Source organism: Pseudoalteromonas sp. SWXJ133, from assembly GCF_015864365.1.
Taxonomy (GTDB): domain Bacteria; phylum Pseudomonadota; class Gammaproteobacteria; order Enterobacterales; family Alteromonadaceae; genus Pseudoalteromonas; species Pseudoalteromonas arctica.
In genome coordinates this window covers 1-23,630 of record NZ_JADYXJ010000019.1, presented here as the reverse complement: position 1 = coordinate 23,630, position 23,630 = coordinate 1, and the positions used below count along the sequence as shown (strand labels likewise).

Here is a 23,630-nt window from a genome sequence, read left to right as displayed (position 1 = left end):
TTTGGCCTTAACCTAAATCATGTCTATAGGGTCTACGTCTAAGCTCCAGCGTACTTTTTGTGCAAGTTTACTGGTACTTAAATAATCAACCATTTGCGCAAGGTACCGATGTAATATGCGACGATCTTGCGCTTGAATATGCAATTGAAAACGATACATACCTGCGACTCTTTCAAGTGGGGCAGGGATCGGACCGAGCAATTGTATACCAGATACCCCATTCACAGGAACCAAATCCGTCAAAAAATCGACTACTAGTTTAATACTATGTCCTTGTGCACGCACAATGGCCATATTTGTAATGGGCGGTAAGTCAGCATCATCGCGCTCACTCAGTGCAAAGCGGGCAAAGTCTTGGTAACCATTATTAACTAAGTCTTGCAAAAGAGGGTGTTCTGGAAAGTGTGTTTGTAATAACACTTGACCAGGCTCTCCTGAACGTCCAGCACGCCCCGCTACTTGGGTGACTAATTGCGCTAAATGTTCTGTTGCTCTAAAGTCGCATGAGTATAAGCCGCTATCTACATCTAAAATTATAACAAGGCTCACATCTGCAAAGTGATGGCCTTTGGCAAGCATTTGTGTGCCCACTAAAATGCGTGCGCCCCCTAGGTTTATTTCATCAAGTGCTTTTTCAAGGCTACCTTTACGGCGAGTTGAATCGCGGTCTATACGAGTAACGGGTGTATCAGGGAACTCGGTCGATAAAAACTCTTCAATTTGCTCTGTGCCTTTACCGTTAGGAAATATTTGCGTACTTCCACAGTCAGGGCATTGGTGAGGGACAGGGTACTGGTCGCCACAGTGATGACAGATCATTTGCCCAATCGCTTTATGAAATGTAGCGCTGGTACTGCATCGTTTACACTCGCTCAACCAACCGCACTCATGGCAAATAAGGGTGGGTGAGAAACCTCGGCGATTTAAAAATACCATAACTTGTTTACCGCGATTTAAGTGCTGACGCATAGTAGCAAGGCTTGCATGTGCAATACCTGCTTGGTCGGGCTGACCTTTCATATCGAGTAACTTAAACTGGTTGTCAGTCGCTGTTTGTGCACGCTCGGTTAAACTTAATAGCTGGTATTTGTTATTAATTGCTTTGTGTAGTGTTTCAAGCGCGGGTGTGGCGCTGCCTAATATAAGCGGAATTTTATGCTGAAAAGCTCTGTAAGCGGCTAAATCACGAGCATGGTAACGAAGGGTATCTTGCTGTTTAAATGACGAGTCGTGTTCTTCATCAACAACAATCATACCGAGTTTTAAAAATGGCAGAAAAATACTCGAACGTGTGCCAATAACTATCGCACAACTGCCTTTTTCGCAAAAACGCCATGTTTGTAAACGTTCGTTGTCGGTAAGTGCTGAGTGCCAAAGCATAATGGGTGTATCAGGAAAGCGGCGGCGAAAACGGTTTACGGTTTGTGGTGTTAGGCCGATTTCGGGCACGAGTACGAGGGCTTGCTCGCCACGTTTGAGTACTTCTTCTAGGCACTGTAAATACACTTCGGTTTTACCGCTGCCCGTTACGCCTTCTAATAAGAAGCAGCTAAAGCCAGTACTTTGATTTATAGCTGTGCAAGCAACCGCTTGTTCTTTATTAAGCACTGGTTTACTACCAACGGTTGGAGCAACACTTTGCCATTGGTTATCGTGCTCAATAGTTTGTGTTATGAGTTCTTTATCTATTAGGCTATCTATTGTTTTTTTACTAAAGCCCAGTGCTTTTAACTCAGTTAATGATGACTTACCTGATTGCGATAACTGCTTTAATAGGTTGAGCTGTGTTTTAGCTTTTAATGACGGTACTTTTGCACCTTTTTCTGTCAGGGCAACCATATTAATACTGGTTTTATCAGGCGATTCACCTTGGCGAAGTGCGCTAGGTAGCGCTATATGAATAGTTTCGCCTAATGGATAGCAATAATAGCGGGCAGTAAAGCTAAGGAGTTCTAAATGCTGGGCACTTAAAATAGGGGCGTCGTCTATTACCTCTATAATATTTTTAATTTTATTTAAAGGGATGTCGGTACTGCTTTTAATACCCAAAACAACCGCTACTTTTTTTTGATTACCAAAAGGTACCAAAACCCGTATGCCAGGTAGTAAAGGAGTTGATAAGCCACTGAGCTGTTCTTCTATTTTATAATCAAAGGTGCGTGGAAGCGGAACTTTAATAGCAACTTCAACAAAACTCATAACAACTCAACCCGTAAAATTAATGCTGTAATGTACTAAAAATAACGCTAAAAACCTACTAGCAATAGCGCTTGAGACAGAGATTGTTCACTTTTTTGGCAAAAATATAAATAAATACTTGTGTGGGGGGAGGTTGTTGGATAAAATCCGCCACCAACAAATTTGTTTTAACGACGTATGGTGCCAAACTCCGGGTTTGGAGAGCGATGCGGCCTTAACTAGAGGTTCCTATGAAAGAAGGTATTCACCCTAAGTACGAAGTAATTTCTGCAACATGTTCATGTGGAAATAAATTCGAAACTAGCTCAACTCTTTGTAAAGACATTCACTTAGACGTATGTTCTGCGTGTCACCCGTTTTACACTGGTAAGCAAAAAGTTTTAGACACTGGCGGACGTGTTGATCGCTTCAACAAGCGCTTCGGTGCACTTGCCAGCAAGAAGTAATTATTGCTGTTTAGTTAAAAAAAGCACCTTAGGGTGCTTTTTTTGTGTCTAAAATTTGTTATTTATTATCTTAAACCAACCTACATAAATCTTTGAGCAATTTAACGAATTAAATTGCACTATAACGTCGTTAAAAATTTTTATTTAGAACAACTAGATACAAAAATTTTTGCCTAGTTCTAGCGTAATTTTCTTAACGTTAAATAGACCCCATATATAAGCAGATTGGTATTATTTCGTTGATTTTAACTATCCCCTCCTTTTGCATAACTATTTCCTATTCTTATTCTGAGTATGCATAATCCTTTACAGACAAATCGATAGATATTCTCTATATTTTAAATAGTACAATTTTTAACTAGGTTGATAAAAGTAGCTAACGTGGGCTTATCTGTTTTTAAAGTAGGGTAGTAGGCTGTTATTCTAAGTTTATGCTGTTACTTTAAGTATACATTTTATAAGATTTTGATAGGTATAAAAGCACCTTAAAACTTACTTTTTAGGTGAATTTTTATTTATTAAATGTCGATATAATCCTGCAAAGTTACTGAAAAACCTCTTAAAATTAAAGGATATAGCATATAACAGGATAGACCTGATATTGCTTGGAATTTAAAAATAATAAGGGTATCGTACCCCAAGACTCCATCTCTCACTTTAACTTAAATTGCAGGATACAATCGCGTTATGTCTGACTTTCGTGAACAAGCACTACATTACCACTCACATCCCGTACCAGGTAAAATTAGCATTGAGCTTACAAAACCAGCTGAAACGGCTCATGATCTTGCACTTGCGTATAGCCCAGGTGTTGCCGAACCTGTACGTGAAATAGCTGCAGATCCTGCAAATGCTTATAAATATACTGGTAAAGGTAACATGGTTGCGGTTATTACTAATGGTACTGCAATTCTAGGCCTTGGTAATTTAGGTCCTTTAGCGTCTAAGCCTGTAATGGAAGGTAAAGCGTTATTGTTTAAACGTTTTGCAGGGCTTGATTCTATCGATATTGAAGTTAAGCACAAAACAACAGAAGACTTTATTAATACGGTTGCCAATATTGCCGACACATTCGGTGGCATTAACCTTGAAGATATTAAAGCACCAGAGTGTTTTGAAATTGAAAAAGCATTAATAGAGCGTTGTAGCATTCCTGTTTTTCATGACGATCAACACGGTACTGCCATTGTAACGGCTGCTGGTATGTTAAATGCGCTAGAAGTACAAGGTAAGTCAATTGAAGATGCAATTATTGTATGTTTAGGTGCAGGCGCTGCCGCTGTTGCGTGTATGGAGCTGTTAATTAAGTGTGGCGCACTGCGTGAACACATTTATATGCTTGACCGCAAAGGTGTTATTCATACCCGCCGCGATGACTTAAATGAATACAAACAGCTTTTTGCTAATAATACCGATAAGCGTACATTGCAAGATGTAATTGCAGATGCAGATGTATTTGTGGGTGTTTCTGGCCCTAACTTATTAGCGGCTGAAGATTTAAAGCTAATGGCTGCAAAACCAGTTGTGTTTGCATGTTCAAACCCAGATCCTGAGATTGATCCTGCTCTTGCGCACGGCGCACGCAATGATTTAATCATGGCAACAGGGCGCTCTGATTACCCTAACCAAGTTAATAATGTTTTATGTTTCCCGTTTATTTTCCGTGGTGCGCTTGATGTACGTGCAAGCGCTATTAACGATGAAATGAAAATTGCTGCAGTAGATGCTATTCGAAGTATTGCCAAAGAGCCAGTACCTGCAGAAGTTTTAAAAGCCGCTGGTGTAGATAAACTAGAATTTGGTGCGCAGTATATTATTCCAAAACCAATGGATCCACGTTTACTGCCGCGTATAGCAAGAGCTGTTGCACTTGCTGCTATTGAGTCAGGTGTTGCACAAATTGAGCTACCTGAAAACTATATGCAGTAAATCTATATAGTAGAGCTATGCAATAAAATTTAGACATAAAAAAACCTCAGTAATTACTGAGGTTTTTTTATCTTTGTAATATTTATTCTTCGTTTAAAACGGGTACTTCTAGACCCATTTCTTGCATTATTTTTTTAACTTCTTCTGGCACTTTTTCGGCGTTATCTTTACGTAAGTCATCATCATTTGGTAAAGGTTGGCCAGTAAAAGCATGCAAAAATGCCTCACATAGCAATTCACTATTTGTAGCATGGCGAAGGTTATTGATTTGACGACGTGTACGTTCGTCAGTTAATACCTTTAATACATTTAGCGGGATCGAAACGGTGATCTTTTTAACTTGCTCTGATTTTTTACCGTGTTCTGCGTATGGGTGAATATACTCACCATTCCATTTAGCCATAAGATGTATCGTTGCCTCAGATTATTAATTTCTCACACGGTATAAAAAGCGTGTAAATATGCGTGAAATTCTATCGATTTAAAAAAGATAGTCAAATAATAGATACCGATCTATCTTAATAAGCCTATTGTAGGTGTAAAGATAAGCACACTTTTATGAGCTAAAATGTGTTATTCGCAGAGGCCTCTTCTACTTTTAGCCATCTAGAGCTTTAAAATACTTTGACTTATCAAAACGGATAACTTACTCTTTTAGACGTCTAAACATCCAAATTAATCAGGTGACGAATATGAGCGAAAAAAACAAAGCGACCATTGCTGTACGTAACGGCGTTGATGCTGATAAACATCATGGTGCGGTGGTACCGCCAATTTATTTATCGACTACTTATTCGTTTGCCGACTTTGATACTAAGCGTGAGTATGATTATGGTCGTAGCGGTAATCCTAATCGTGATATTTTAGCTGAGACGCTTGCTAAGCTTGAAGGTGGCGCTCGTGGCATAATTTCAGCTACAGGCATGGCTGCCGTGCATTTAGCTACTCAGCTACTTAATAGTGACGATACGTTAGTAATTCCGCATGATTGTTATGGTGGCAGCTATCGTTTATTTACATCTTTACAAAAACGCGGGCTACTAAAGCTCGAAATATTAGATTTAACAAAAGAAGAAAGCCTTCAACAAATTTTAGTAATTAAACCTAAGCTTATTTGGATAGAAACCCCAAGTAACCCAGTACTTCGTTTAACAGATATTAAAGCGGTTACCGATGTGGCTAAGCAATGCGGAGCTTTGGTTGCCGCAGATAACACGTTTTTGTCGCCGGCTTTACAAAACCCTATTAAATTTGGTGTAGATATTGTGGTGCATTCAACCACTAAATACATTAACGGACACTCAGATGTAGTAGGCGGCGCTGTTATTGCCGCAACACAAGAGTTAGGCGATGAGCTTGCTTGGTGGGCTAATAACATTGGTATTACGGGTGCGCCTTTTGATAGCTATTTAACGCTTCGTGGTTTACGTACTTTAAATGTGCGCCTAAGGCAGCATCAAGAAAATGCACTGGCAATAGCTAAGTACCTTGAAAGCTCTGAATATGTAAGCCAAGTTTACTACCCAGGTCTTGAGTCACATCCTCAACATGAGCTGGCTAAAGCACAGCAACTTGGTTTTGGTGGCATGGTTAGTTTTGATATTAAAGGCGATATAAACGACGCTGCGGCATTTTTAACTAGCCTTAAAACGTTTAGTTTAGCTGAGTCATTAGGTGGCGTAGAGAGCTTAATTTGTCACCCTGCAACTATGACGCACGCAGGTATGGAGGCAACAGCACGTTTAGAGGCGGGTGTGGGCGATACGCTTATTCGTATTTCGGTAGGTATTGAAGATATACACGATTTAGTCGCTGATTTTGAACGAGTGTTTGAACTTGTAAAACCAGGGAAAAATAAAAATGTTGGCCGTGTAGGCAAAGGAGCAGGCACTCCTGGTGGTAACGTTAAATTAAGTGCAGCCCGTCCGGCGCTTTGGTGATTAATATGGTCAATTGTGTACATAAATTTGGTGGTTCAAGCTTAAGCTCTAGTGAGCGCTATCAAAGCGTAGCTAAAATAATTATTGGGCATACTCAGACGGGCGACTGTGTTGTGGTGTCTGCTGCAGGTAAAACTACAGATACACTTGTGTCGTTGTGGCAAAGTTATCAGCAGCAAGACACGCAAGCTGTCGCTGATATTTTACTGCAGTTAAATAACCATCAAAGTGATTTAATAGAGCAGCTATTAGAAGCCGATTTAAAACGAAGTGCACTTAAAACACTAAGTATCGAACTTAGCTATATTGCAGAACTTGCTCAAGCTGAGCAGCTAAAAGAGGCTGCATTACTTGCACATGGCGAACTGTGGTCAGCACGTTTACTCGCTACTTATTTACAGCAGCTAAATATTGAGGCATGCGCTCAAGATGCTCGCACTCTTTTTACCTTAAATAATGGTGAATTAATGCATGCACAAAATACGCAGCAATGTGGGCAGTTAATTTTTCCTGATAAAATAAATGTTGTTACTGGGTTTATTGCCGCAGATATCAAAGGCGAGACTGTAACACTTGGCCGAAATGGGAGTGACTACAGTGCAACACTACTTGCAAATTATTGCAATGCTAAGCAAGTATGTATTTGGACTGATACACAGGGGGTGTATAGCACTGATCCTCGCAAGGTACAAAAAGCGATTAAATACGGCAAAATTTGCCGTGGGCAGGCTAATTTATTAGCTCGTTTGGGTAACCCTGTATTACATGCAAAAACACTATCGCCTCTTAAAAACACAGATATTAAGCTAGCTGTTCGCAGTAGTTTTGACGTACAAGCAAGTCCAACAGATATAGTAAAAGAAGGTTCAGCGAAGAAAAAGCGCTTTATAACCACGTTGCAAAATGTTGACCTATTAATGGTTGAAGGATTAAGTGAAGGTGAGGTTGCAAGTGTTAGTCAGCTTATTCAGCATAGCCTTCATCACTTTAACCATAATGGTGAAGTGTATTTAGTAGTACCTGCAGCACAAACTTATCTGGTTATTAATTATTTTGCGGGTAGGGCAAATATTAGCGAGTCAAATTTAAACGGTTGTGCAATTGTAGCGCCTGAGCAAGACGTTAATACATTAAGCTTACAAGCATTAGATTTATTAAAACTCCACAGCATAAAACCTCGTTTTGTCCATCAAGATACTGGCTATGCTTTATTGCTTACCGATCAATTTATAGATAGTGATATACAAAGTGACTTACACGATAAGCTAATTAATAAAGGCCAAGAAATCGCAATTATAGTTGCGGGGCTTGGTAACGTTGGCGACGTTTTCATTAAACAGTTATCGGCACAATTTGAGCGTTTATCGGATGACTTTAGTATTAAATTAGTCGGTCTAATTCGCTCTAAAAAAATGCTGTTTAATGCAAGTGGTATTAATACACAGCAATGGAAAACTCAATGGCAGCATGAGGCAAATAGCTATCAATCTGCAGATTTACTGAATGCTATAAATGAGCTCGATTACGAGCATAAAATTGTAATTGATATTACCGCAAGTGAACAATTTAGCTTGTTATATCCAGACTTTGTAGATAGAAACTGTCATTTGATTAGTGCTAATAAATACGCTGGAACAGCACCGACTACTTGGTATAAAGCACTTCGTAGTAATATTACAGAACGTAATTTACATTGGCGATATAACACCAGTGTAGGCGCTGGCTTACCTATTAACTTTGCTTTGGCTGATTTGCAAAATAGTGGCGATAAAATAACACGTATAGAAGGTGTTTTCTCAGGCACGCTTTCGTGGCTATGCAGTAAATATGATGGAACAAGGCCATTTTCTGAGTTGCTACTGGAAGCTCAGAAAATGGGATTCACAGAGCCAGACCCTCGCGAAGATTTATCTGGGCGAGATATGCAGCGTAAGCTACTTATTTTAGCCCGAGAGCTAGGTGTTGAGCTTGAACTTGACGATATTAGCTTATCGGCATTGATGCCAGATGAGCTTGCGCTGGGAAGTTGGGATGACTTTTTAAATAAAAAAGCACAGCTAGACGCGTTCATCGAAGAGCATGCAGTGACAGCAAAGTCTAAAAATTCAGTACTTAGATATACGGGCTTGTTAGAAATCACACAAGGTGAAGTAATTGCTAAAGTGGGAATAGCGTATGTGCCTAATGGCGATGCGTTAGCAAACCTTACACCTGGCGATAATATTTTTGTAATTAATAGCAAATGGTATAGCGATAATGCATTAGTGATTCAAGGACCTGGGGCGGGTAGGGAAGTGACCGCTGCGGGTGTGCACTCTGATTTATATTGGCTTGTTCAAAACTTAAAATAAACCTTTGGTTTAAACAAAAACGGCAGCTTAAATAAGCTGCCGTTTTTGTATTACATACATATTACTAAAATAGCTCTTCTTCTGTTTTAGTGTCTTCTTCAAATATATCGCTAGGCTGAGATAGCACATACTTTGTAGGTGCGGTGCCTTTTTCAAAATATTCAAATCGACTCGTGTAGTCATTTTTATGGCTTAATAAACCAGTAGCTAAATCAATACGAATAGAAACAAGTCCCTCAGGCGGCTCAATTGGGGCTTCAGGCTTGCCTTCAAGTGCTGCTTTCATAAATTCAACCCATGCTGGCTGCGCGGTTTTAGCGCCAGATTCCGCACCTGATATTTGACTGCTATCTAGGTTGTTATTATATGTAGAGCGACCAAGAGCGTTGCCCGGATTATCAAAGCCAACCCAAACTGAGGTCATCACATTACTATTAAAACCGCTAAACCAGGTATCTACTGAGTCATTAGTTGTGCCTGTTTTACCCGAAATATCGCGACGATCTAGCGCTTGTGCTCGCCAAGCGGTTCCACTCCAACCTGTTTTATGAGCCCAGCTACCACCCCCCCAGATTGCACTATTCATAGCATCAGCAATTAAAAATGCATTTTGCTTAGAAATAATTCTTGGCGCACATTTTTTCGTTTGCTCCATTTCATCATCACTATTATGCATTGAGAGTGCATTATGTGTTGGCAAAGGCTCTTCGTCACAGGCAAGAGCAGGGTTTGCTTTAAACAATACATTGCCGTAAGCGTCTTGAATTTCTGAGATAAAGTAAGGTTCAATTAAATGACCGCCATTGGCAAATGTACTCATGCCTCTTGCAAGTTCAAGAGGAGTAATGGAAGCACTACCAAGTGCTAATGATTCACTGCGATTAATGTCAGCGTCTTTAAAACCAAATTTTAGTAAGTGATCAGCTGTACGTTGCAATCCAACACCACGTAGTAAGCGCACCGAAATAACGTTTTTAGACTGTGCTAAAGCACGGCGAATTCGAATAGGACCGTTGTAAACAGCAGGGCTGTTTTTAGGACGCCATGCTACGCCTTGGCTCTTATCCCATTGGTTTATAGGTGCATCATTTAATATAGACGCAAGCGTGTAACCTTTTTCAAGTGCTGCCGAATATATAAAAGGTTTTATATTAGAACCCACTTGACGCTTAGCTTGTATCGCTCGGTTGTATTGACTTTGCTCAAAGCTGTAACCCCCTACAATAGCTTTTATTCTACCGTCTTGTGGATCGAGGGATACAATAGCGCTTGATGCTTCTGGTATTTGGCTTAATAAGTAGCTGTTATCTTCGTTTTGACGTACCCATATTTGCATACCTGGCGTTAAAATATCAGTAGCTGCTTTTGGAGCAAAGCTTTGGCGGTAGCGAGTAATATACTTACGCGCCCATTTTAAACTATCCCAACTGAGAGTTGTTTGCTCACCGTTTTTAAGTAGTACTGTAGCTGTTTTATTATTAACACTGAGTACTGCTGCAACTTTTAAAGTGCCTAACTCATTTACGCTCTGTAATTTATTGAGTATTTGTTGCTCAGTTAAAGCTGGTTGTGTTTCAGGATTCCATAAAACATCAGTTGGACCTCTAAAACCATGACGCATATCGTAACTGTGTAAGTTATTTACAAGTGCGTTTTGCGCTGCTTTTTGAACCTTTGACTCTACTGAGGTAAAAATTTTAAAACCAGAGTTGTAAGCTTTATCTACCCCATACCGCGAAACCATTTCGGCACGCACCATTTCAGAGATATACGGTGCGTATAAGTTTATTTCTGCACCGTGAAAATAAGCTGTAATAGGTTGGCTAGTTGCTTCGTTATATTGCTCTTGTGTTATATAGTCTTCGGTCAGTAAGCGGCCTAAAACTACATTTCGGCGTGCTTTTGCACGCGTTGGGTTACGAATTGGGTTTAAAGCTGAAGGTGCTTTAGGTAAACCTGCAATCATCGCCATTTGTGCAAGTGTTAAATCTTTTAGCTCTTTACCGTAATAAACTTGCGCTGCTGCACCAATACCGAAAGCACGATTACCTAATTCTATTTTATTAAGATAAAGCTCTAAAATTTCGTCTTTTGTTAACACTCCTTCAATATGAAGCGCTATAAATATTTCTTTAACTTTACGAATATATGCTTTTTCGCGTGTCAAAAAGAAATTACGAGCGAGCTGCATAGTAATAGTACTTGCGCCTTGCTTTTTCTCGCCGGTAGATATTAGAACAAGGGCTGAGCGTACAATACCTATAGGATCTATGCCAATATGATCGTAAAATCGATTATCTTCCGTCGCTAAAAATGCATTGATGAGCATTTGAGGAATTTCATCAATAGTCACTGGAATACGGCGTTTTTCACCGAATTGATTGATCAAAAGCCCATCTTTAGTAAATACTTGCATAGGGGTTTGTAATTGCACGTCTTTTAAAACTTGCACACTGGGGATATCAGGTTTAACGTAATAATAAAGACTGACCAAAGTAATCAGACCAATTAACACACAAATGATAAAAAATTGTAAAGTTCGTTTTAATAAAATCACTTATATTTCCCTAAATGGACTCCCAATTGCGAGTTTTGACTGCTAGTATATATTGATTAAAAAATGAATAATATTTTTTCATATAAAAATTATAACTTGTTTATTATTAAAACAAAGGCCATGTTGAAACATGCTAAGTCAACTATTTCAAAAACCGTCCCCAATGATGGTAGGAATTGATATTGGATCGCACTCTATTAAAGCTGTGCTTTTACGTGAAATTGAAACAGGATTTCGGCTCGAAGCACTTGCAATTGAGCCGATGCCAAAAGGTGCAATGAGTGAGCGCACAATTCAAGATATTGAAGCGATAGGTAACGTAATTTCAAAATTAAGAAAAAAACTACCAAAGTCATTGAAATCTGCCGCAGTAGCTGTTTCTGGCCAAACAGTCATCACCAAAGTAATCTTCATGGATGTATCGTTAACTGATGCTGAACTTGAATCGCAAATTGAAATTGAAGCCGATAGTTTAATTCCATACCCCCTCGATGAAGTGAGCCTCGACTTTGAGAAGCTTTCAACTAATGAGGCCGATCCTAGTAAAATGAATGTTTTACTTTCTGCTGCTCGTACTGAAAGTGTCGAAGCGCGTGTAGGCGCTTTAGAGACCGCTAATTTAGAAGCTAAAATAGTTGATGTAGAAAGTTACGCATTAAGTCGTGCTATGGATGTTTACTATCAACAATTACCTAGCGACGCATTTAATAAATGTGTGGCTGTGGTTGATATTGGTGCAGTTTTAATGCTTGTGAGCGTTGTTCAAGCTGGGGAAACCATTTATACCCGAGACCAGGTTTTTGGTGGCGATCAATATACAAATAGTATTGTCGCTTACTATAATAAAGGTTTTGATGAAGCGGAAATTGGTAAAACGTCAGGTGATTTACCGCCAAACTACACCTTTGAAGTATTAGCCCCTTTTCAAACTTCGTTACTTCAACAAGTGCGACGTGCAGTGCAAATGTTTTTAACAACCAGTGGTAAAGAGCAAATCGACTATATTGTATTAACAGGTGGTACATCGATGATAAAAGGCATTGACCGATTACTCATTGAAGAACTCGGTATTCACTCTGTTGTTGCTGAACCTTTTGAGAATATGGAAATCTCCCCTAAAGTAGATCGCAACGTAATGCAGCGTCATAAAACGCAATTTGCAATTGCGACCGGGTTGGCATTGAGGAGCTTTTCAACATGCCACATATAAATTTACTACCTTGGCGTGAATTACAACGCGAAGAGTCCAAAAAGAAATTTGTGACCATACTCATTGGTGTCGTTATGGTTTGTTTAGCAAGTATGTACTTGTTGAGCTCGTTTTATGGTGCTTTAAAAGACGGCCAAAACTTAAAAAATAACTATTTAAGCTCAGAAATTAGCATGTTAGATAAAAAGATAAGTGAGATAAGGGGCTTGGATAGAAGAAAAGAAAGCTTACAGCAACGTATGAGACTCATTGAAGAATTACAAAGCAGCCGCAACCTTGGTACACAAATAATGGATGAAGTAGCCAAAATAGTGCCAGGTGGTGTTTATTTAACAAAATTAGAGCGCAGAGGCAGTCAAATACATGTGCTGGGGCGTAGTGAATCGAATAATCGTTTATCGACAATGCTACGCGAAGTACAAAGCTCATATTTACTAGAAAATCCTTCAATGCAGGGGATTGTTGCAGGCGATCAATCTTCGCGCTTGCTTAGTGACTTTAATATGGAGTTTTATGTAAAACCATTTGATAAAATTGGTGAGATTAGCAATGAGCCTTGATTTTAAAGCACTGAGTGAAATTGATTGGAATGAAATAGAGCTAGATAATATTGGCGATTGGCCAATTGTCGTTAAAGCAATTTGCTGTGCGTTTGTTGCCGGGCTTGTATTATTTTTCAGTTATAGCCTGTTAGTTTCTGATGAAATTGACAGTTACCATGGTGCAGTCGAGAAAGAAGTTGAGTTACGCACTACTTATCGTACTAAGTATGCAGTAGCAAGCAAGCTTGAAATCTATCGTCAACAAATGGTTGAAATGGAAGAGACGTTTTCACAGCTATTAAAACGTTTACCTACCTCTAACGAAACCCCTGGTTTACTTGATGATTTGTCATATGTTGGTACAACAAGTGGCCTGACTTTTTTAAAAATAGGTTGGTTGCCAGAAGTTGAGAAAGAATTTTATACCGAACTGCCGATTAAAATTGAAGTAATAGGTACTTATCATGAATTTGGTGAGTTTGTAGGTAAAGTAGCTCAGTTACCACGAATTGTAAGCTTACATGACTTTTCTATTTTATCATCAGGCGATAAACAGTTAACATTCAGTGTTGTTGCAAAGACATATCGTTATGAAGAGGGAGTGAAAAAATGAAACTCCTTCGCATAATGCCTATCGCAATGATGTTTTTTTTGGGTGGTTGTAATGATGATACGTCTGAGCAAAAAGAATTTATTGATCAGGTAAAAGCAAGCACAACACCAAAAGTTGAATCAATTCCTGAGCTGACAAAGTTTGAAATATTTGAGTATAGCGCTGGCCAGCTACGTAGTCCGTTTGTAGCACCTCAGCCTGAGATAATCCAAAATAAATTAACGCAAGTAAAAAACTGTTTGCACCCAGATCAAGAGCGTCGCCGCGAACCGTTAGAAAAATACCCGCTAGATAACTTAGCAATGAAAGGCACAATTGGTTCTAGTGGACAAATATGGGCATTAATAACAGCGGCAGATGACACTTTGCATCGCGTAACTGTAGGAAATTACCTTGGTAGTTATGATGGCAAAGTAAAAACAGTAAGTAACGACTATATAGAGTTAGTGGAATTAATTCCTGATGGGTCTGGCTGTTGGAAAGAGCGCCTGACTAAATTAGAAATGTTAGAGGCGGCAAAAAATGGCGCAAATTAATAATAAAAAAGGTAAAAATAGGATGCATAAGGATGTACTTTGGCTCCATTATATGTCACGAACATTATTAGCTGCTGTTGCTTTAATCACTATAAATACAGCTGTTGCAGGACCGCTACTTTATGATGTTCGTTATAACCCATTACTTAAAGGTGAAACTGAGTTACAACTTGTTTTTGATGAAGAGTTAACCCTTGAGCCAAAAGTTCAGGTGTTCAATAGTCCAGCTAGAATTGAAATGTTTTTCGATACCGCAGAGTTAGAGGTTGGTTTAAATGATGTTGCAGTTAATCAAGCAGGGATTAGTAATGTTACTAACGTTTTAACTGATAGCGGTTTAAAAGTAACGGTAAACTTAGATAGATTAAAAATTTATGAAACTGAGGTTCGCAACAACTTAGTATCTATACGCGTATCTGATAACCCATTTACAGAATCTGAAAATGTAGTGACGGACTCAGGTGATGCAAGCGGAAATTACATCAATCGAATCCAGTCAATTGATTTTAGACGTGGCGAAAAGGGCGAAGCGAAAGTACTCGTGTTCCTACAAGATACTCAAGCCGCGATAGAAGTGCACGAAAGCGGCGGGAAAATTTATGCTGACTTTCATCATACCGATATTTTAGATGATCTACTTTATGAATTGGATGTATTAGATTTTGGTACTGTTGTAAGTAATATCGAGACTTTTAAAGAAGATGGATTAAGTCGCGTAGTTATTGAACCAAATGCCCAGTTTACATTTACGTATCAGCAAATAGATAATATTTTAACGCTAGTAGTAGAAAAAGATGAAACACAAAACGCATACTTAGATGGTGGGATTGAGTATCAAGGTCGCCCTATGACCTTAAATTTTCAAGATATCTCTGTTCGTGCAGCTCTGCAAATTATTGCAGGCTATAATGACTTTAACTTAGTAACCAGTGATTCAGTAACAGGTAATATAACACTGCGTTTAGATGGCGTACCATGGGATCAAGCGCTCGACGTAGTACTGCGTATTAAAGGTCTAGATAAGCGAATGGATGGCTCTATTTTAATGGTAGCGCCTGCAGAAGAGCTCGCAGCACGTGAAGCCAAAGATTTAAAAGCGAAACAGCAAGTTGAAGACTTAGAGCCACTCTATAGTGAATACATTCGATTAAACTATGCTAAAGCCGAAAATTTTGCTGACTTATTAAAAACAGATACAAACAGTATTATAACTGCCCGTGGTAGTGTGTCGGTTGATCAGCGTACAAATACTTTATTGGTAAAAGATACTGTAAAGAGTATAGAAAACATTCGCCGGATGATAGAAACGCTCGATATTCCAGTACAGCAGGTTGTAATCGAATCTCGAATGGTAACTGTGCGCGATAATGTTACTGAAGACTTGGGCGTACGTTGGGGCTTTAGTGATCAAGGTAGTAGTATTGGCATTTCAGGCTCACTTGAAGGTGCAGAAGGTATTTATAACGCGACATCAACTTCAAATGCGCCAAGTATTTCAGATCGGTTAAACGTAAATCTACCTACATCAAATCCTGCGGCGAGTATTGGTTTGCATATAGCAAAGCTGGCCAACGGTACATTAATTGATTTAGAGTTAAGTGCGCTTGAAAAAGAGAACAAAGGTGAAATTATTGCTAGCCCGCGTATCATAGCGGCCAATCAGCAAAAAGCGCGAATAGAGCAAGGCACTGAAATCCCTTACACTGAGTCAGCTTCAAGTGGTGCTACTACTGTAAGCTTTAAAAAAGCGGTACTAAGCTTAGAGGTAACACCTCATATCACACCTGATAATAAAGTAATTCTAGACTTAATTATTACTCAAGATACACGTGGTGATACTGTACAAACGGGAACAGGTGAAGCGGTGTCTATAGATACCCAAGAGATTCAAACTCAAGTGCTAGTTGAGAATGGACAAACAGTAGTACTCGGTGGTATTTTCCAGCAACAGATCATTAATACTACAAGTAAAGTGCCAATTTTAGGTGACATTCCTTACGTAGGAAGGTTATTTAAAACCACAAGTGAGTTTAATGAAAAACGTGAATTACTTATTTTTGTGACACCAAAAATACAAATTGATTAAAATACAGTGGTTTTATGTTAACCAACGGGTGATTATTTAGATTAATTGCTCGTTATATGGCTTTTTATGCTAATTGACTTGAAATGCCCCTGCAATTACTGAGATAATCCCCTCCTTAATTTTGGGGCCAGGTCGTTAGGCGGGGTTTTATTTCAAATTTTAGAGTTTGTTTGTACTAAAAGATATGGCTGAGAAACGTAATATATTTTTAGTTGGCCCCATGGGGGCTGGCAAAAGCACAATTGGTCGTCACATCGCTGACCAATTACACCTTGAATTTGTTGATTCTGATCAAGAAATCGAACGCCGCACAGGTGCAGATATTGCATGGGTATTCGATCTTGAAGGTGAAGAAGGCTTTAGACTTCGAGAAGAGTCTGTTATTGGCGATTTAACCGAAATGCAAGGTATTGTACTTGCTACCGGTGGTGGTTCAGTAATGAGCAAAGAAGTTCGAAACAAGCTTTCGGCTCGAGGTATCGTTGTATACCTAGAGACACCTATAGAGAAGCAAGTTGCACGCACGCAACGCGACAAGCGTCGCCCATTACTGCAAACTGAAGAAGCACCTCGTAACGTACTAGAGCGCTTAGCAGAAGAACGCGAGCCACTATACAAAGAAGTTGCTGATTTTGTTGTACGTACCGATGAGCAAAGCGCTAAAGTTGTTGCTAACCAAATCATCGAGAAATTAGATTTTTAAAAACCAATAATAAAGGAATAGCCAAGCATGCTTAAATTAACTGTTAATTTGGACGAGCGAAGTTATCCTATTTATATTGGGCAATCTGCACTTCAAGATAATGGCCGCCTGGTTCACCACATTGGTGATTGTCGGCCTATCATCATTACTAATGACACAATAGCGCCTTTATATTTGCAAAGGTTACTTGTTTCATTAGCTGATCTAAATCCGCTATCTTTTATTATTCCTGACGGTGAACAATATAAATCACTTGAATGGTTTGAAAACATATCAGCATTTTTACTACAAAATAACTGTGGCCGAGATACGTGTTTAATTGCGTTAGGTGGCGGTGTTGTAGGAGACCTAACTGGTTTTGTAGCGGCTTGTTATCAGCGCGGCGTACCGTTTATTCAAATACCAACGACAGTGCTTTCACAGGTTGATTCATCGGTAGGTGGAAAAACGGCAGTAAATCATCCGTTAGGTAAAAATATGATAGGGGCATTTTATCAGCCTCAAGCGGTTTTTATTGATACGCAAACATTACACACTCTACCTGCACGAGAGTTTGCAGCAGGTATGGCTGAGGTAATTAAGTATGGTTTGATTTACGATACCGAATTATTTGCATATTTAGAGCGAAATGTAGCTAATTTGCAGCAACTAGATGAAGCATGCTTACAGCATATTATTTTTAGGTGTTGTGAAATAAAAGCGCTTATAGTTGCTCAAGATGAAAAAGAACATGGCTTACGAGCTTTGTTAAACTTAGGCCATACATTTGCCCATGCAATTGAGGCGCAGATGGGGTATGGCGTTTGGTTGCATGGCGAAGCTGTTGCAACAGGAATGGTATTAGCAGCTAAACTTGCGAAAACACGCCAAGATTTAAGTGCAGATGAAGTTGAGCGAATTATCAAGCTGCTTGAGCTGTATAATTTACCAACAGAAACTCCAAAGCAAATGACAAGCGAGCAGTTTTTAACGCATATGCGTAAAGACAAAAAGAATAAAAAAGGGACTATCCGCTTTATTCTACCTACCCAATTTGGTCAGTGTGCGTTAGTTGATGATGTATCTGATGACCAAGTTAGAGACTTAATCGAGCAATAAATGCAGTCACAAATTTTACCAAGCCGTGCGGCTTTGGTGGATAGAATCGCACTGCAATTTGAGTACGGGCAAAACTTAATTGTTTTACTTGGCACTTCTGGGCTAGGTAAAAGCTATATGCTCGAAACCTTCATAACAGATAAATATAACGACTTTAATAAAGCATTTGTACAAGTCAGTGCAAAAATGAGCGACGCTCAGCTAATGAGTGACTTATTAGAGCAAAGCTTTAACTCCCCCCTGATTGACCATAACTTAAGTTTACCTGAAAATTATTATCAACTGCTTGATAAACAGCCATGCGGACCTTGTTTATGGGTACTTGATGGTGGTAGGCAATTATCTGAAGAGATGTTAATTGAGCTTGAGTTGCTTTCAAAAAACAGCCCAAATACGCTATATATTATAATAGCTTCACAGTCTAAATTAGCTTTAAATAACGCTGTTGAAATTTACTTGGAACCGCTAACGCTTCGAGAAAGCAAGATGTTATTACAGTGGTACTTTACAGATTTACCTTATGACGAGGACCCTGTATTTAGCACTTTTTTAGCTGAGGCCCACGGTAATCCCAGTTTACTGCTTGCTTGGCAACCTAGTGAGCATGTAGCCGATATTATCGTTAAAGACAAAGTGTCTTGGCGGTTGCATTTGTTAATTTTAATGTTGCTGATTATGCTTTTAATTATTGGTCTGCTTTATAAGTCGGATATGACGCAGTGGTGGCAACAGTATTATCAGCAAGAAGAGGCAAAAATAGTAAATACAGCAATATCTGTAGAGCAAGTAAATGATCCGGTTATAAAGCAAAGTGATTCAATAATTGGCTTAAATAAACCTGAAGTAGTTGAGCCAGATATTAAGCCAGGGCGCGAGCACACTAACGACGTACCTGCGATCATGCAAAGCCTTACCGAATCTGCCAACACCGTTAGCGTACTAGACAATGATATTGATGATAGCGCTAAAAACAAAAACGGTGTATCAAGTTATGTTAAATCTAAAGCTCTAAAAGTAAAGAAAGTAGATACAGCAGAGCAAACTCAGATTAGCCAAGATAATATATGGTACATGCAGCAAACAGATACAAATAGTGTTATTCAATTATTAGCCGTAACTCAGCAGGAAGTTAGTGATAATTTTATTGCTCAATTTAATCTACAACAGCAAACTCATACTTACCAAACAAAGCGAAATAATAAAATATGGTGGGTTGTTACATTTGGCAGCTTTGAAAGTATAAACGAAGCAAAATCAGCAATGGATACTTTATCTGCTGAGGTTAAAAAAAATAAACCTTTCTATAAAAAAATTAGTAAAATAAAGCAAGAAATAGCACTCGTTGATCAGTAAAACACACTGCTTTAGTGTAAAATCGCGCAACACCAGATTGAAGTAAAGAGCCAATGCAGCAAAAGAGTAGAGCCTTCCTTAAATGGGCCGGCGGAAAATACAGCCTAGTTGAAAATATTAATGCGCGATTAAATCAAGCTAGCAAGCATGCTGATACGTTGGTTGAACCTTTTGTTGGTGCAGGCTCTGTGTTTTTAAATAGTGACTTTAAACACTATATTCTCAACGATATAAATGCAGACTTAATTAACTTATACAAAGAGCTAAAAAGCTCTCCAGATGAGCTGATTAGTGACGCTAAAAAGTTATTTGTAGATTTTAATAATCACGCAGATGCGTATTACGAATATCGTGTGCAGTTTAATCAAAGTCGTGATGTATATGAACGTTCAATATTGTTTTTATACATGAACCGCCATGGTTACAACGGACTCTGTAGGTATAATTTAAAAGGTATTTTTAATGTGCCTTTTGGTAAATATAAAAAGCCTTACTTTCCTGAAAAAGAAATGTATTTTTTTGCTGAAAAAGCACAAAAAGCAACCTTCACCTGTTTAGATTACGATGACGTTTTTAAATTAGTGCCTAACAATGCAGTTATTTATTGCGACCCACCTTATGTACCATTAAGTAAAACCGCTTCTTTTACGTCTTACGCTAAAGGGGGGTTTAATTTAGATGATCAGGCTAATTTGGCTAATCTGGCTGAGAAGGCTGCATTTGAAAATAACACACCTGTTCTTATTTCAAACCACGATACTGTGTGGACCCGAAAGATTTATAGCCAAGCATCACTTGACCAAATTCAAGTAAAGCGCACTATTAGCCCCAAAGGCGGCTCTAGAAATAAAGTTGATGAGTTGATGGCTATGTATTTAGCACCCAAGCAACCACTGCGTAAATTGCGATAACAAAAGCAATAAATAGTACAATTGCAATTAGAATGATAGAGATAGGGGAGTGTTGTTTAAAATCGACTTGGCGTTTATTTTCAGACTGAACACCAAAAAATGCTGCTAGCACACTTTGCAACGCACTAAAAAATTGCAGCATTATTTAAAATAAAGGTTTTAAAGATGGAGTGTTTTTAGAATCATCAGGGCTAGTAAGTAGCTCTAGTAAATCGAGGTAATGAAACTGAGCACTACGGCTATCGCCAGTTAACCACGAAAACCACGATGACTCTTCTTCAGCTTTAATACACGTGATTGTAGTTAATGTGTTTTGAGCACTTACCACTTGTGTATTATGGCAATTACCCACTGAGCTTAATTCTTGCTCAGAGCTTGAACCAAAGCTAAACGCCCCGATAAGCAGTACTGCCGACGCAATTAATATCCCAGTTTTAAAAGCACGCATGATGAAATCCAATAATTTGTTACTTTTTTAATCATAGCAAATATTGATTAAATATCAAACTTAAAGTTACCTGAAATAGGGGCTATTACGCCATATTACTTGGGTAACATCTTCAATTAAGTTACATTAACGCAATACACTATTTATTGATGGAGTTAATCATGTTTAACCCAGAGCAAAAATATTTAATAGCCCCTTCTATATTGTCCGCTGATTTTGCAAAACTAGGCGAAGATGTTGATAAAGTTCTCGAAGCGGGTGCTGACGTGGTCCACTTTGATGTAATGGATAATCACTATGTACCTAATCTCACAATCGGTCCTATGGTGTGTAAAGCTCTAAGAGATTACGGCATTACAGCACCTATTGACGTACATTTAATGGTTAAGCCTGTAGATAGCCTTATTCCATTGTTTGCAGAGGCTGGCGCATCAATTATTACTTTTCATCCAGAAGCCAGTGAGCACGTCGATCGTACAATACAGTTAATTAAAGATCATGGCTGTAAAGCAGGCTTAGTGTTCAATCCTGCAACAAGCCTAAGTTATTTAGACCATGTTATTGATAAGCTCGATACCATTTTACTAATGTCGGTAAACCCAGGGTTTGGCGGGCAAAGTTTTATTCCTCATACCCTCGAAAAGCTACGCCAAGCTAAACAGCGAATCGTTGAATCGGGTCGTGATATCCGCTTAGAGGTTGATGGTGGTATTAAAGTCGATAACATTGCAGCAGCAGCACAAGCTGGAGCTGACATGTTTGTAGCTGGCTCTGCTATTTTTAATCAGCCAGATTACAAAGTTGTGATTGATCAAATGCGTAAACAGCTTGGAAGTGTTAAGTAATGAAGTACGATGTCGCCTTATTTGATTTAGATGGTACCTTGGTTGATAGCGTTTACGACTTGTATATTGCTATTAATTTAACCTTGAGCAGTCTTGCTTTCCCTATTGTTAGCCAGCGCTTGGTTGAAAGCTGGGTCGGTAATGGGGTTGAAGTCCTCGTTAAACGCGCTTTGAGTGGCGATATGCAAGTGAGTGAACATCTAGATGAGTCACTTAGTAGTAAAGCAATATTACAGTTTTATAAGCACTATGAACAACAAGTTGGTGAGTATAGTGTTTTGTACCAACATGTAGAAACCGGGCTTGCAGCACTTCGTGGTATGCCTAAAGCACTAATCACTAATAAGTCTCGAATATTTACAGAAAAACTACTTGATAAGCTGGCACTAACGAGTCATTTTGATGTGATTGTATGCGGTGACGACATGGCAAAAAAACCATCGTCAGAGCCATTGCTATTTGCTTGCAAAAAACTTAATGCGGAGCCTAATAAAGCAATAATGATAGGTGATTCTAAAAGCGATATACTTGCAGCTAAAGCCGCTAATATAGACGTAATTGCACTTAGTTATGGCTATAACCAAGGTGAAAACCTTGAGGGTTATAATCCACAGTACCTATGTGATAACTTCTTAGATATAATACCTGTTCTAACGCAGCGTTAAATATTATTAATTAAGCTAAATAAAGGAAAATCATGAGTAAACCAGTAGTATTAAGTGGCATGCAGCCAACCGGTGGTATGACAATAGGCAACTATGTTGGCGCTATTAACCAGTGGGTTAAGCTACAGGAAGAATGTGATAGCTACTTTATGCTTGCAGATTTGCATGCGATTACTGTACGCCAAGACCCTGAATTACTTCGCGCTCGCGTACTGGATGGAGTTGCGTTATATACAGCATGTGGTATCAATCCGGAAAAATCTGCATTATTTGTACAATCTCAAGTGCCTGAGCATGCTCAACTTGGTTGGGTTTTAAACTGTTATGCGCAAATGGGTGAGCTTAATCGTATGACGCAGTTTAAAGATAAGTCAGCAACACATGCCAATAATATTAATGTGGGGTTATTTGCTTATCCAGCTTTGCAAGCGGCTGATATTTTATTATATCAAGCAGATAAAGTGCCAGTAGGGGATGATCAAAAACAACATCTTGAATTAACGCGCGATATTGCTACACGATTTAATAATGTATATGGCGACATTTTTACGCTACCAGAGCCGTACATTCCTGAGTTTGGCGCTCGCGTAATGAGCTTGCAAGATCCACTTAAAAAAATGTCTAAGTCTGACGAAAACCCAAATGGTTTTATAATGATGCTAGACGAGCCTAAAAAGATTGAGAAAAAACTTAAAAAAGCAGTAACAGATTCAGATGAGCAAGCGCGCATCTATTTTGATCGCACAGAAAAACCAGGCGTATCAAACTTGCTTACTTTATTGAGTGTTGCAACTAAGCGCTCAATTGAAGACTTAGTGCCAGAGTATGAAGACAAAATGTATGGTCACTTGAAGAAAGACACTGCCGATGCAGTAGTAAGTATGTTAGAGCCAATTCAAGCACGTTTTAAAGAGATCAGAGAAGATCAAAACCTACTTAATAGCATAATGAAATCAGGTGCTGAAAAAGCCAGTGTACGTGCTGAGAAGACACTGAAGTCGGTATACGACGCACTTGGGTTTATACCTCGCGGTTAAATTATATATAAATTTAAACACAAAAAATGCCGCTTTACTAAGCTAACACCATTCAGTTAAGCATGCTTTGACTTAATGGTGTACCGAGTTTTTGAAATTCGAACGGTCCTACTTTTGGGCCGTTTTCTTTTTTCTGGAAGAATATAACGTTTCACTCGTTC

General features: G+C 38.9%; 21 protein-coding genes. 16 read left to right on the top strand and 5 right to left on the bottom strand.

The window, feature by feature from the left end:
* Nucleotides 1-12: 12 nt before the first annotated feature.
* Nucleotides 13-2,199 carry a primosomal protein N' gene (gene priA, locus I6F40_RS13740; RefSeq protein ID WP_166378206.1) on the bottom strand — a complete coding sequence of 729 codons (2,187 nt, stop codon included), beginning with the start codon at nucleotides 2,197-2,199 and terminating at the stop codon, nucleotides 13-15.
* Between the two features lie 230 nt (nucleotides 2,200-2,429).
* On the opposite strand from priA, the gene rpmE reads away from it, so the two are divergent.
* Both rpmE and I6F40_RS13730 read left to right on the top strand, forming a co-directional pair.
* Nucleotides 2,430-2,645, top strand: a complete 216-nt coding sequence (rpmE, locus tag I6F40_RS13735) for a 50S ribosomal protein L31 (RefSeq protein WP_007582029.1) — start codon at nucleotides 2,430-2,432, stop codon at nucleotides 2,643-2,645.
* Nucleotides 2,646-3,332: 687 nt separating this feature from the next.
* The gene (locus tag I6F40_RS13730) at nucleotides 3,333-4,574 is read left to right on the top strand and encodes a malic enzyme-like NAD(P)-binding protein (RefSeq protein ID WP_007582028.1); all 1,242 of its coding nucleotides are present in this window, start codon (nucleotides 3,333-3,335) and stop codon (nucleotides 4,572-4,574) included.
* Nucleotides 4,575-4,656: 82 nt separating this feature from the next.
* Here the strand turns inward: I6F40_RS13730 and metJ are convergent, their stop codons facing one another.
* On the bottom strand, nucleotides 4,657-4,977 hold the full coding sequence (gene metJ, locus I6F40_RS13725; RefSeq protein WP_007586263.1) for a met regulon transcriptional regulator MetJ: 321 nt from the start codon (nucleotides 4,975-4,977) through the stop codon (nucleotides 4,657-4,659).
* A 289-nt stretch (nucleotides 4,978-5,266) separates the two neighbouring features.
* On the opposite strand from metJ, the gene metB reads away from it, so the two are divergent.
* The gene (gene metB / locus I6F40_RS13720; protein ID WP_197193061.1) at nucleotides 5,267-6,514 is read left to right on the top strand and encodes a cystathionine gamma-synthase; all 1,248 of its coding nucleotides are present in this window, start codon (nucleotides 5,267-5,269) and stop codon (nucleotides 6,512-6,514) included.
* A gap of 5 nt (nucleotides 6,515-6,519) precedes the next feature.
* Nucleotides 6,520-8,865 carry a bifunctional aspartate kinase/homoserine dehydrogenase II gene (gene metL, locus I6F40_RS13715; protein ID WP_166378202.1) on the top strand — a complete coding sequence of 782 codons (2,346 nt, stop codon included), beginning with the start codon at nucleotides 6,520-6,522 and terminating at the stop codon, nucleotides 8,863-8,865.
* Nucleotides 8,866-8,929: 64 nt separating this feature from the next.
* Here metL and I6F40_RS13710 read toward each other — a convergent pair whose 3' ends face one another.
* Nucleotides 8,930-11,422 carry a penicillin-binding protein 1A gene (locus I6F40_RS13710; protein WP_166378200.1) on the bottom strand — a complete coding sequence of 831 codons (2,493 nt, stop codon included), beginning with the start codon at nucleotides 11,420-11,422 and terminating at the stop codon, nucleotides 8,930-8,932.
* A gap of 130 nt (nucleotides 11,423-11,552) precedes the next feature.
* Here I6F40_RS13710 and I6F40_RS13705 point away from each other — a divergent pair, with 130 nt between their 5' ends.
* From I6F40_RS13705 to I6F40_RS13665, 9 genes are all read left to right on the top strand, one after another.
* The gene (locus I6F40_RS13705; protein ID WP_166378198.1) at nucleotides 11,553-12,632 is read left to right on the top strand and encodes a pilus assembly protein PilM; all 1,080 of its coding nucleotides are present in this window, start codon (nucleotides 11,553-11,555) and stop codon (nucleotides 12,630-12,632) included.
* Complete coding sequence (locus tag I6F40_RS13700; RefSeq protein ID WP_166378196.1) at nucleotides 12,620-13,192, top strand: PilN domain-containing protein; 573 nt, start codon at nucleotides 12,620-12,622, stop codon at nucleotides 13,190-13,192. Before I6F40_RS13705 ends, I6F40_RS13700 begins: the two co-directional genes overlap by 13 nt.
* Nucleotides 13,182-13,787, top strand: a complete 606-nt coding sequence (locus I6F40_RS13695; RefSeq protein WP_166378194.1) for a type 4a pilus biogenesis protein PilO — start codon at nucleotides 13,182-13,184, stop codon at nucleotides 13,785-13,787. Before I6F40_RS13700 ends, I6F40_RS13695 begins: the two co-directional genes overlap by 11 nt.
* Nucleotides 13,784-14,323, top strand: a complete 540-nt coding sequence (locus I6F40_RS13690) for a pilus assembly protein PilP (RefSeq protein ID WP_166378192.1) — start codon at nucleotides 13,784-13,786, stop codon at nucleotides 14,321-14,323. Before I6F40_RS13695 ends, I6F40_RS13690 begins: the two co-directional genes overlap by 4 nt.
* Nucleotides 14,310-16,409, top strand: coding sequence for a type IV pilus secretin PilQ (locus tag I6F40_RS13685; protein WP_166378190.1), 2,100 nt, complete (start codon nucleotides 14,310-14,312; stop codon nucleotides 16,407-16,409). Before I6F40_RS13690 ends, I6F40_RS13685 begins: the two co-directional genes overlap by 14 nt.
* 184 nt (nucleotides 16,410-16,593) lie before the next feature.
* On the top strand, nucleotides 16,594-17,112 hold the full coding sequence (aroK, locus tag I6F40_RS13680; RefSeq protein ID WP_004589350.1) for a shikimate kinase AroK: 519 nt from the start codon (nucleotides 16,594-16,596) through the stop codon (nucleotides 17,110-17,112).
* Between the two features lie 27 nt (nucleotides 17,113-17,139).
* Nucleotides 17,140-18,210 (top strand): 3-dehydroquinate synthase, encoded by a 1,071-nt coding sequence (gene aroB / locus I6F40_RS13675; RefSeq protein ID WP_166378188.1) that lies wholly within the window; start codon nucleotides 17,140-17,142, stop codon nucleotides 18,208-18,210.
* Nucleotides 18,211-19,563, top strand: a complete 1,353-nt coding sequence (locus I6F40_RS13670; RefSeq protein ID WP_166378186.1) for an SPOR domain-containing protein — start codon at nucleotides 18,211-18,213, stop codon at nucleotides 19,561-19,563.
* Nucleotides 19,564-19,616: 53 nt separating this feature from the next.
* Nucleotides 19,617-20,474: a Dam family site-specific DNA-(adenine-N6)-methyltransferase gene (locus I6F40_RS13665; RefSeq protein ID WP_166378184.1), complete on the top strand. Its 858-nt coding sequence runs from the start codon at nucleotides 19,617-19,619 to the stop codon at nucleotides 20,472-20,474.
* Here the strand turns inward: I6F40_RS13665 and I6F40_RS13660 are convergent.
* Both I6F40_RS13660 and I6F40_RS13655 read right to left on the bottom strand, forming a co-directional pair.
* Complete coding sequence (locus I6F40_RS13660; RefSeq protein WP_081709141.1) at nucleotides 20,431-20,616, bottom strand: DUF2970 domain-containing protein; 186 nt, start codon at nucleotides 20,614-20,616, stop codon at nucleotides 20,431-20,433. The genes I6F40_RS13665 and I6F40_RS13660 overlap by 44 nt on opposite strands.
* 3 nt (nucleotides 20,617-20,619) lie before the next feature.
* The gene (locus I6F40_RS13655; protein WP_166378182.1) at nucleotides 20,620-20,922 is read right to left on the bottom strand and encodes a hypothetical protein; all 303 of its coding nucleotides are present in this window, start codon (nucleotides 20,920-20,922) and stop codon (nucleotides 20,620-20,622) included.
* A 161-nt stretch (nucleotides 20,923-21,083) separates the two neighbouring features.
* On the opposite strand from I6F40_RS13655, the gene rpe reads away from it, so the two are divergent.
* From rpe to trpS, 3 genes are read left to right on the top strand one after another with little or no spacing between them, the layout of a single operon-like run.
* A complete protein-coding gene (rpe, locus tag I6F40_RS13650; RefSeq protein ID WP_166378180.1) occupies nucleotides 21,084-21,767 on the top strand; it encodes a ribulose-phosphate 3-epimerase in 684 nt (227 codons plus the stop codon).
* Entirely contained in the window at nucleotides 21,767-22,432 is a 666-nt protein-coding gene (locus tag I6F40_RS13645; RefSeq protein WP_166378178.1) for a phosphoglycolate phosphatase, read from the top strand. Before rpe ends, I6F40_RS13645 begins: the two co-directional genes overlap by 1 nt.
* Before the next feature lie 32 nt (nucleotides 22,433-22,464).
* A complete protein-coding gene (trpS, locus tag I6F40_RS13640) occupies nucleotides 22,465-23,469 on the top strand; it encodes a tryptophan--tRNA ligase (protein WP_166378176.1) in 1,005 nt (334 codons plus the stop codon).
* The last annotated feature ends 161 nt before the right edge of the window (nucleotides 23,470-23,630 follow it).

Excerpts from the sequence above, each read along its gene's own strand:
- priA (WP_166378206.1), bottom strand. The coding sequence starts at position 2,199 with ATGAGTTTTGTTGAAGTTGCTATTAAAGTTCCGCTTCCACGCACCTTT.
- rpmE (WP_007582029.1), top strand. The coding sequence starts at position 2,430 with ATGAAAGAAGGTATTCACCCTAAGTACGAAGTAATTTCTGCAACATGT.
- I6F40_RS13730 (WP_007582028.1), top strand. The coding sequence starts at position 3,333 with ATGTCTGACTTTCGTGAACAAGCACTACATTACCACTCACATCCCGTA.
- metJ (WP_007586263.1), bottom strand. The coding sequence starts at position 4,977 with ATGGCTAAATGGAATGGTGAGTATATTCACCCATACGCAGAACACGGT.
- metB (WP_197193061.1), top strand. The coding sequence starts at position 5,267 with ATGAGCGAAAAAAACAAAGCGACCATTGCTGTACGTAACGGCGTTGAT.
- metL (WP_166378202.1), top strand. The coding sequence starts at position 6,520 with ATGGTCAATTGTGTACATAAATTTGGTGGTTCAAGCTTAAGCTCTAGT.
- I6F40_RS13705 (WP_166378198.1), top strand. The coding sequence starts at position 11,553 with ATGCTAAGTCAACTATTTCAAAAACCGTCCCCAATGATGGTAGGAATT.
- I6F40_RS13700 (WP_166378196.1), top strand. The coding sequence starts at position 12,620 with ATGCCACATATAAATTTACTACCTTGGCGTGAATTACAACGCGAAGAG.
- I6F40_RS13695 (WP_166378194.1), top strand. The coding sequence starts at position 13,182 with ATGAGCCTTGATTTTAAAGCACTGAGTGAAATTGATTGGAATGAAATA.
- I6F40_RS13690 (WP_166378192.1), top strand. The coding sequence starts at position 13,784 with ATGAAACTCCTTCGCATAATGCCTATCGCAATGATGTTTTTTTTGGGT.
- I6F40_RS13685 (WP_166378190.1), top strand. The coding sequence starts at position 14,310 with ATGGCGCAAATTAATAATAAAAAAGGTAAAAATAGGATGCATAAGGAT.
- aroK (WP_004589350.1), top strand. The coding sequence starts at position 16,594 with ATGGCTGAGAAACGTAATATATTTTTAGTTGGCCCCATGGGGGCTGGC.
- aroB (WP_166378188.1), top strand. The coding sequence starts at position 17,140 with ATGCTTAAATTAACTGTTAATTTGGACGAGCGAAGTTATCCTATTTAT.
- I6F40_RS13670 (WP_166378186.1), top strand. The coding sequence starts at position 18,211 with ATGCAGTCACAAATTTTACCAAGCCGTGCGGCTTTGGTGGATAGAATC.
- I6F40_RS13665 (WP_166378184.1), top strand. The coding sequence starts at position 19,617 with ATGCAGCAAAAGAGTAGAGCCTTCCTTAAATGGGCCGGCGGAAAATAC.
- I6F40_RS13660 (WP_081709141.1), bottom strand. The coding sequence starts at position 20,616 with ATGCTGCAATTTTTTAGTGCGTTGCAAAGTGTGCTAGCAGCATTTTTT.
- I6F40_RS13655 (WP_166378182.1), bottom strand. The coding sequence starts at position 20,922 with ATGCGTGCTTTTAAAACTGGGATATTAATTGCGTCGGCAGTACTGCTT.
- rpe (WP_166378180.1), top strand. The coding sequence starts at position 21,084 with ATGTTTAACCCAGAGCAAAAATATTTAATAGCCCCTTCTATATTGTCC.
- I6F40_RS13645 (WP_166378178.1), top strand. The coding sequence starts at position 21,767 with ATGAAGTACGATGTCGCCTTATTTGATTTAGATGGTACCTTGGTTGAT.
- trpS (WP_166378176.1), top strand. The coding sequence starts at position 22,465 with ATGAGTAAACCAGTAGTATTAAGTGGCATGCAGCCAACCGGTGGTATG.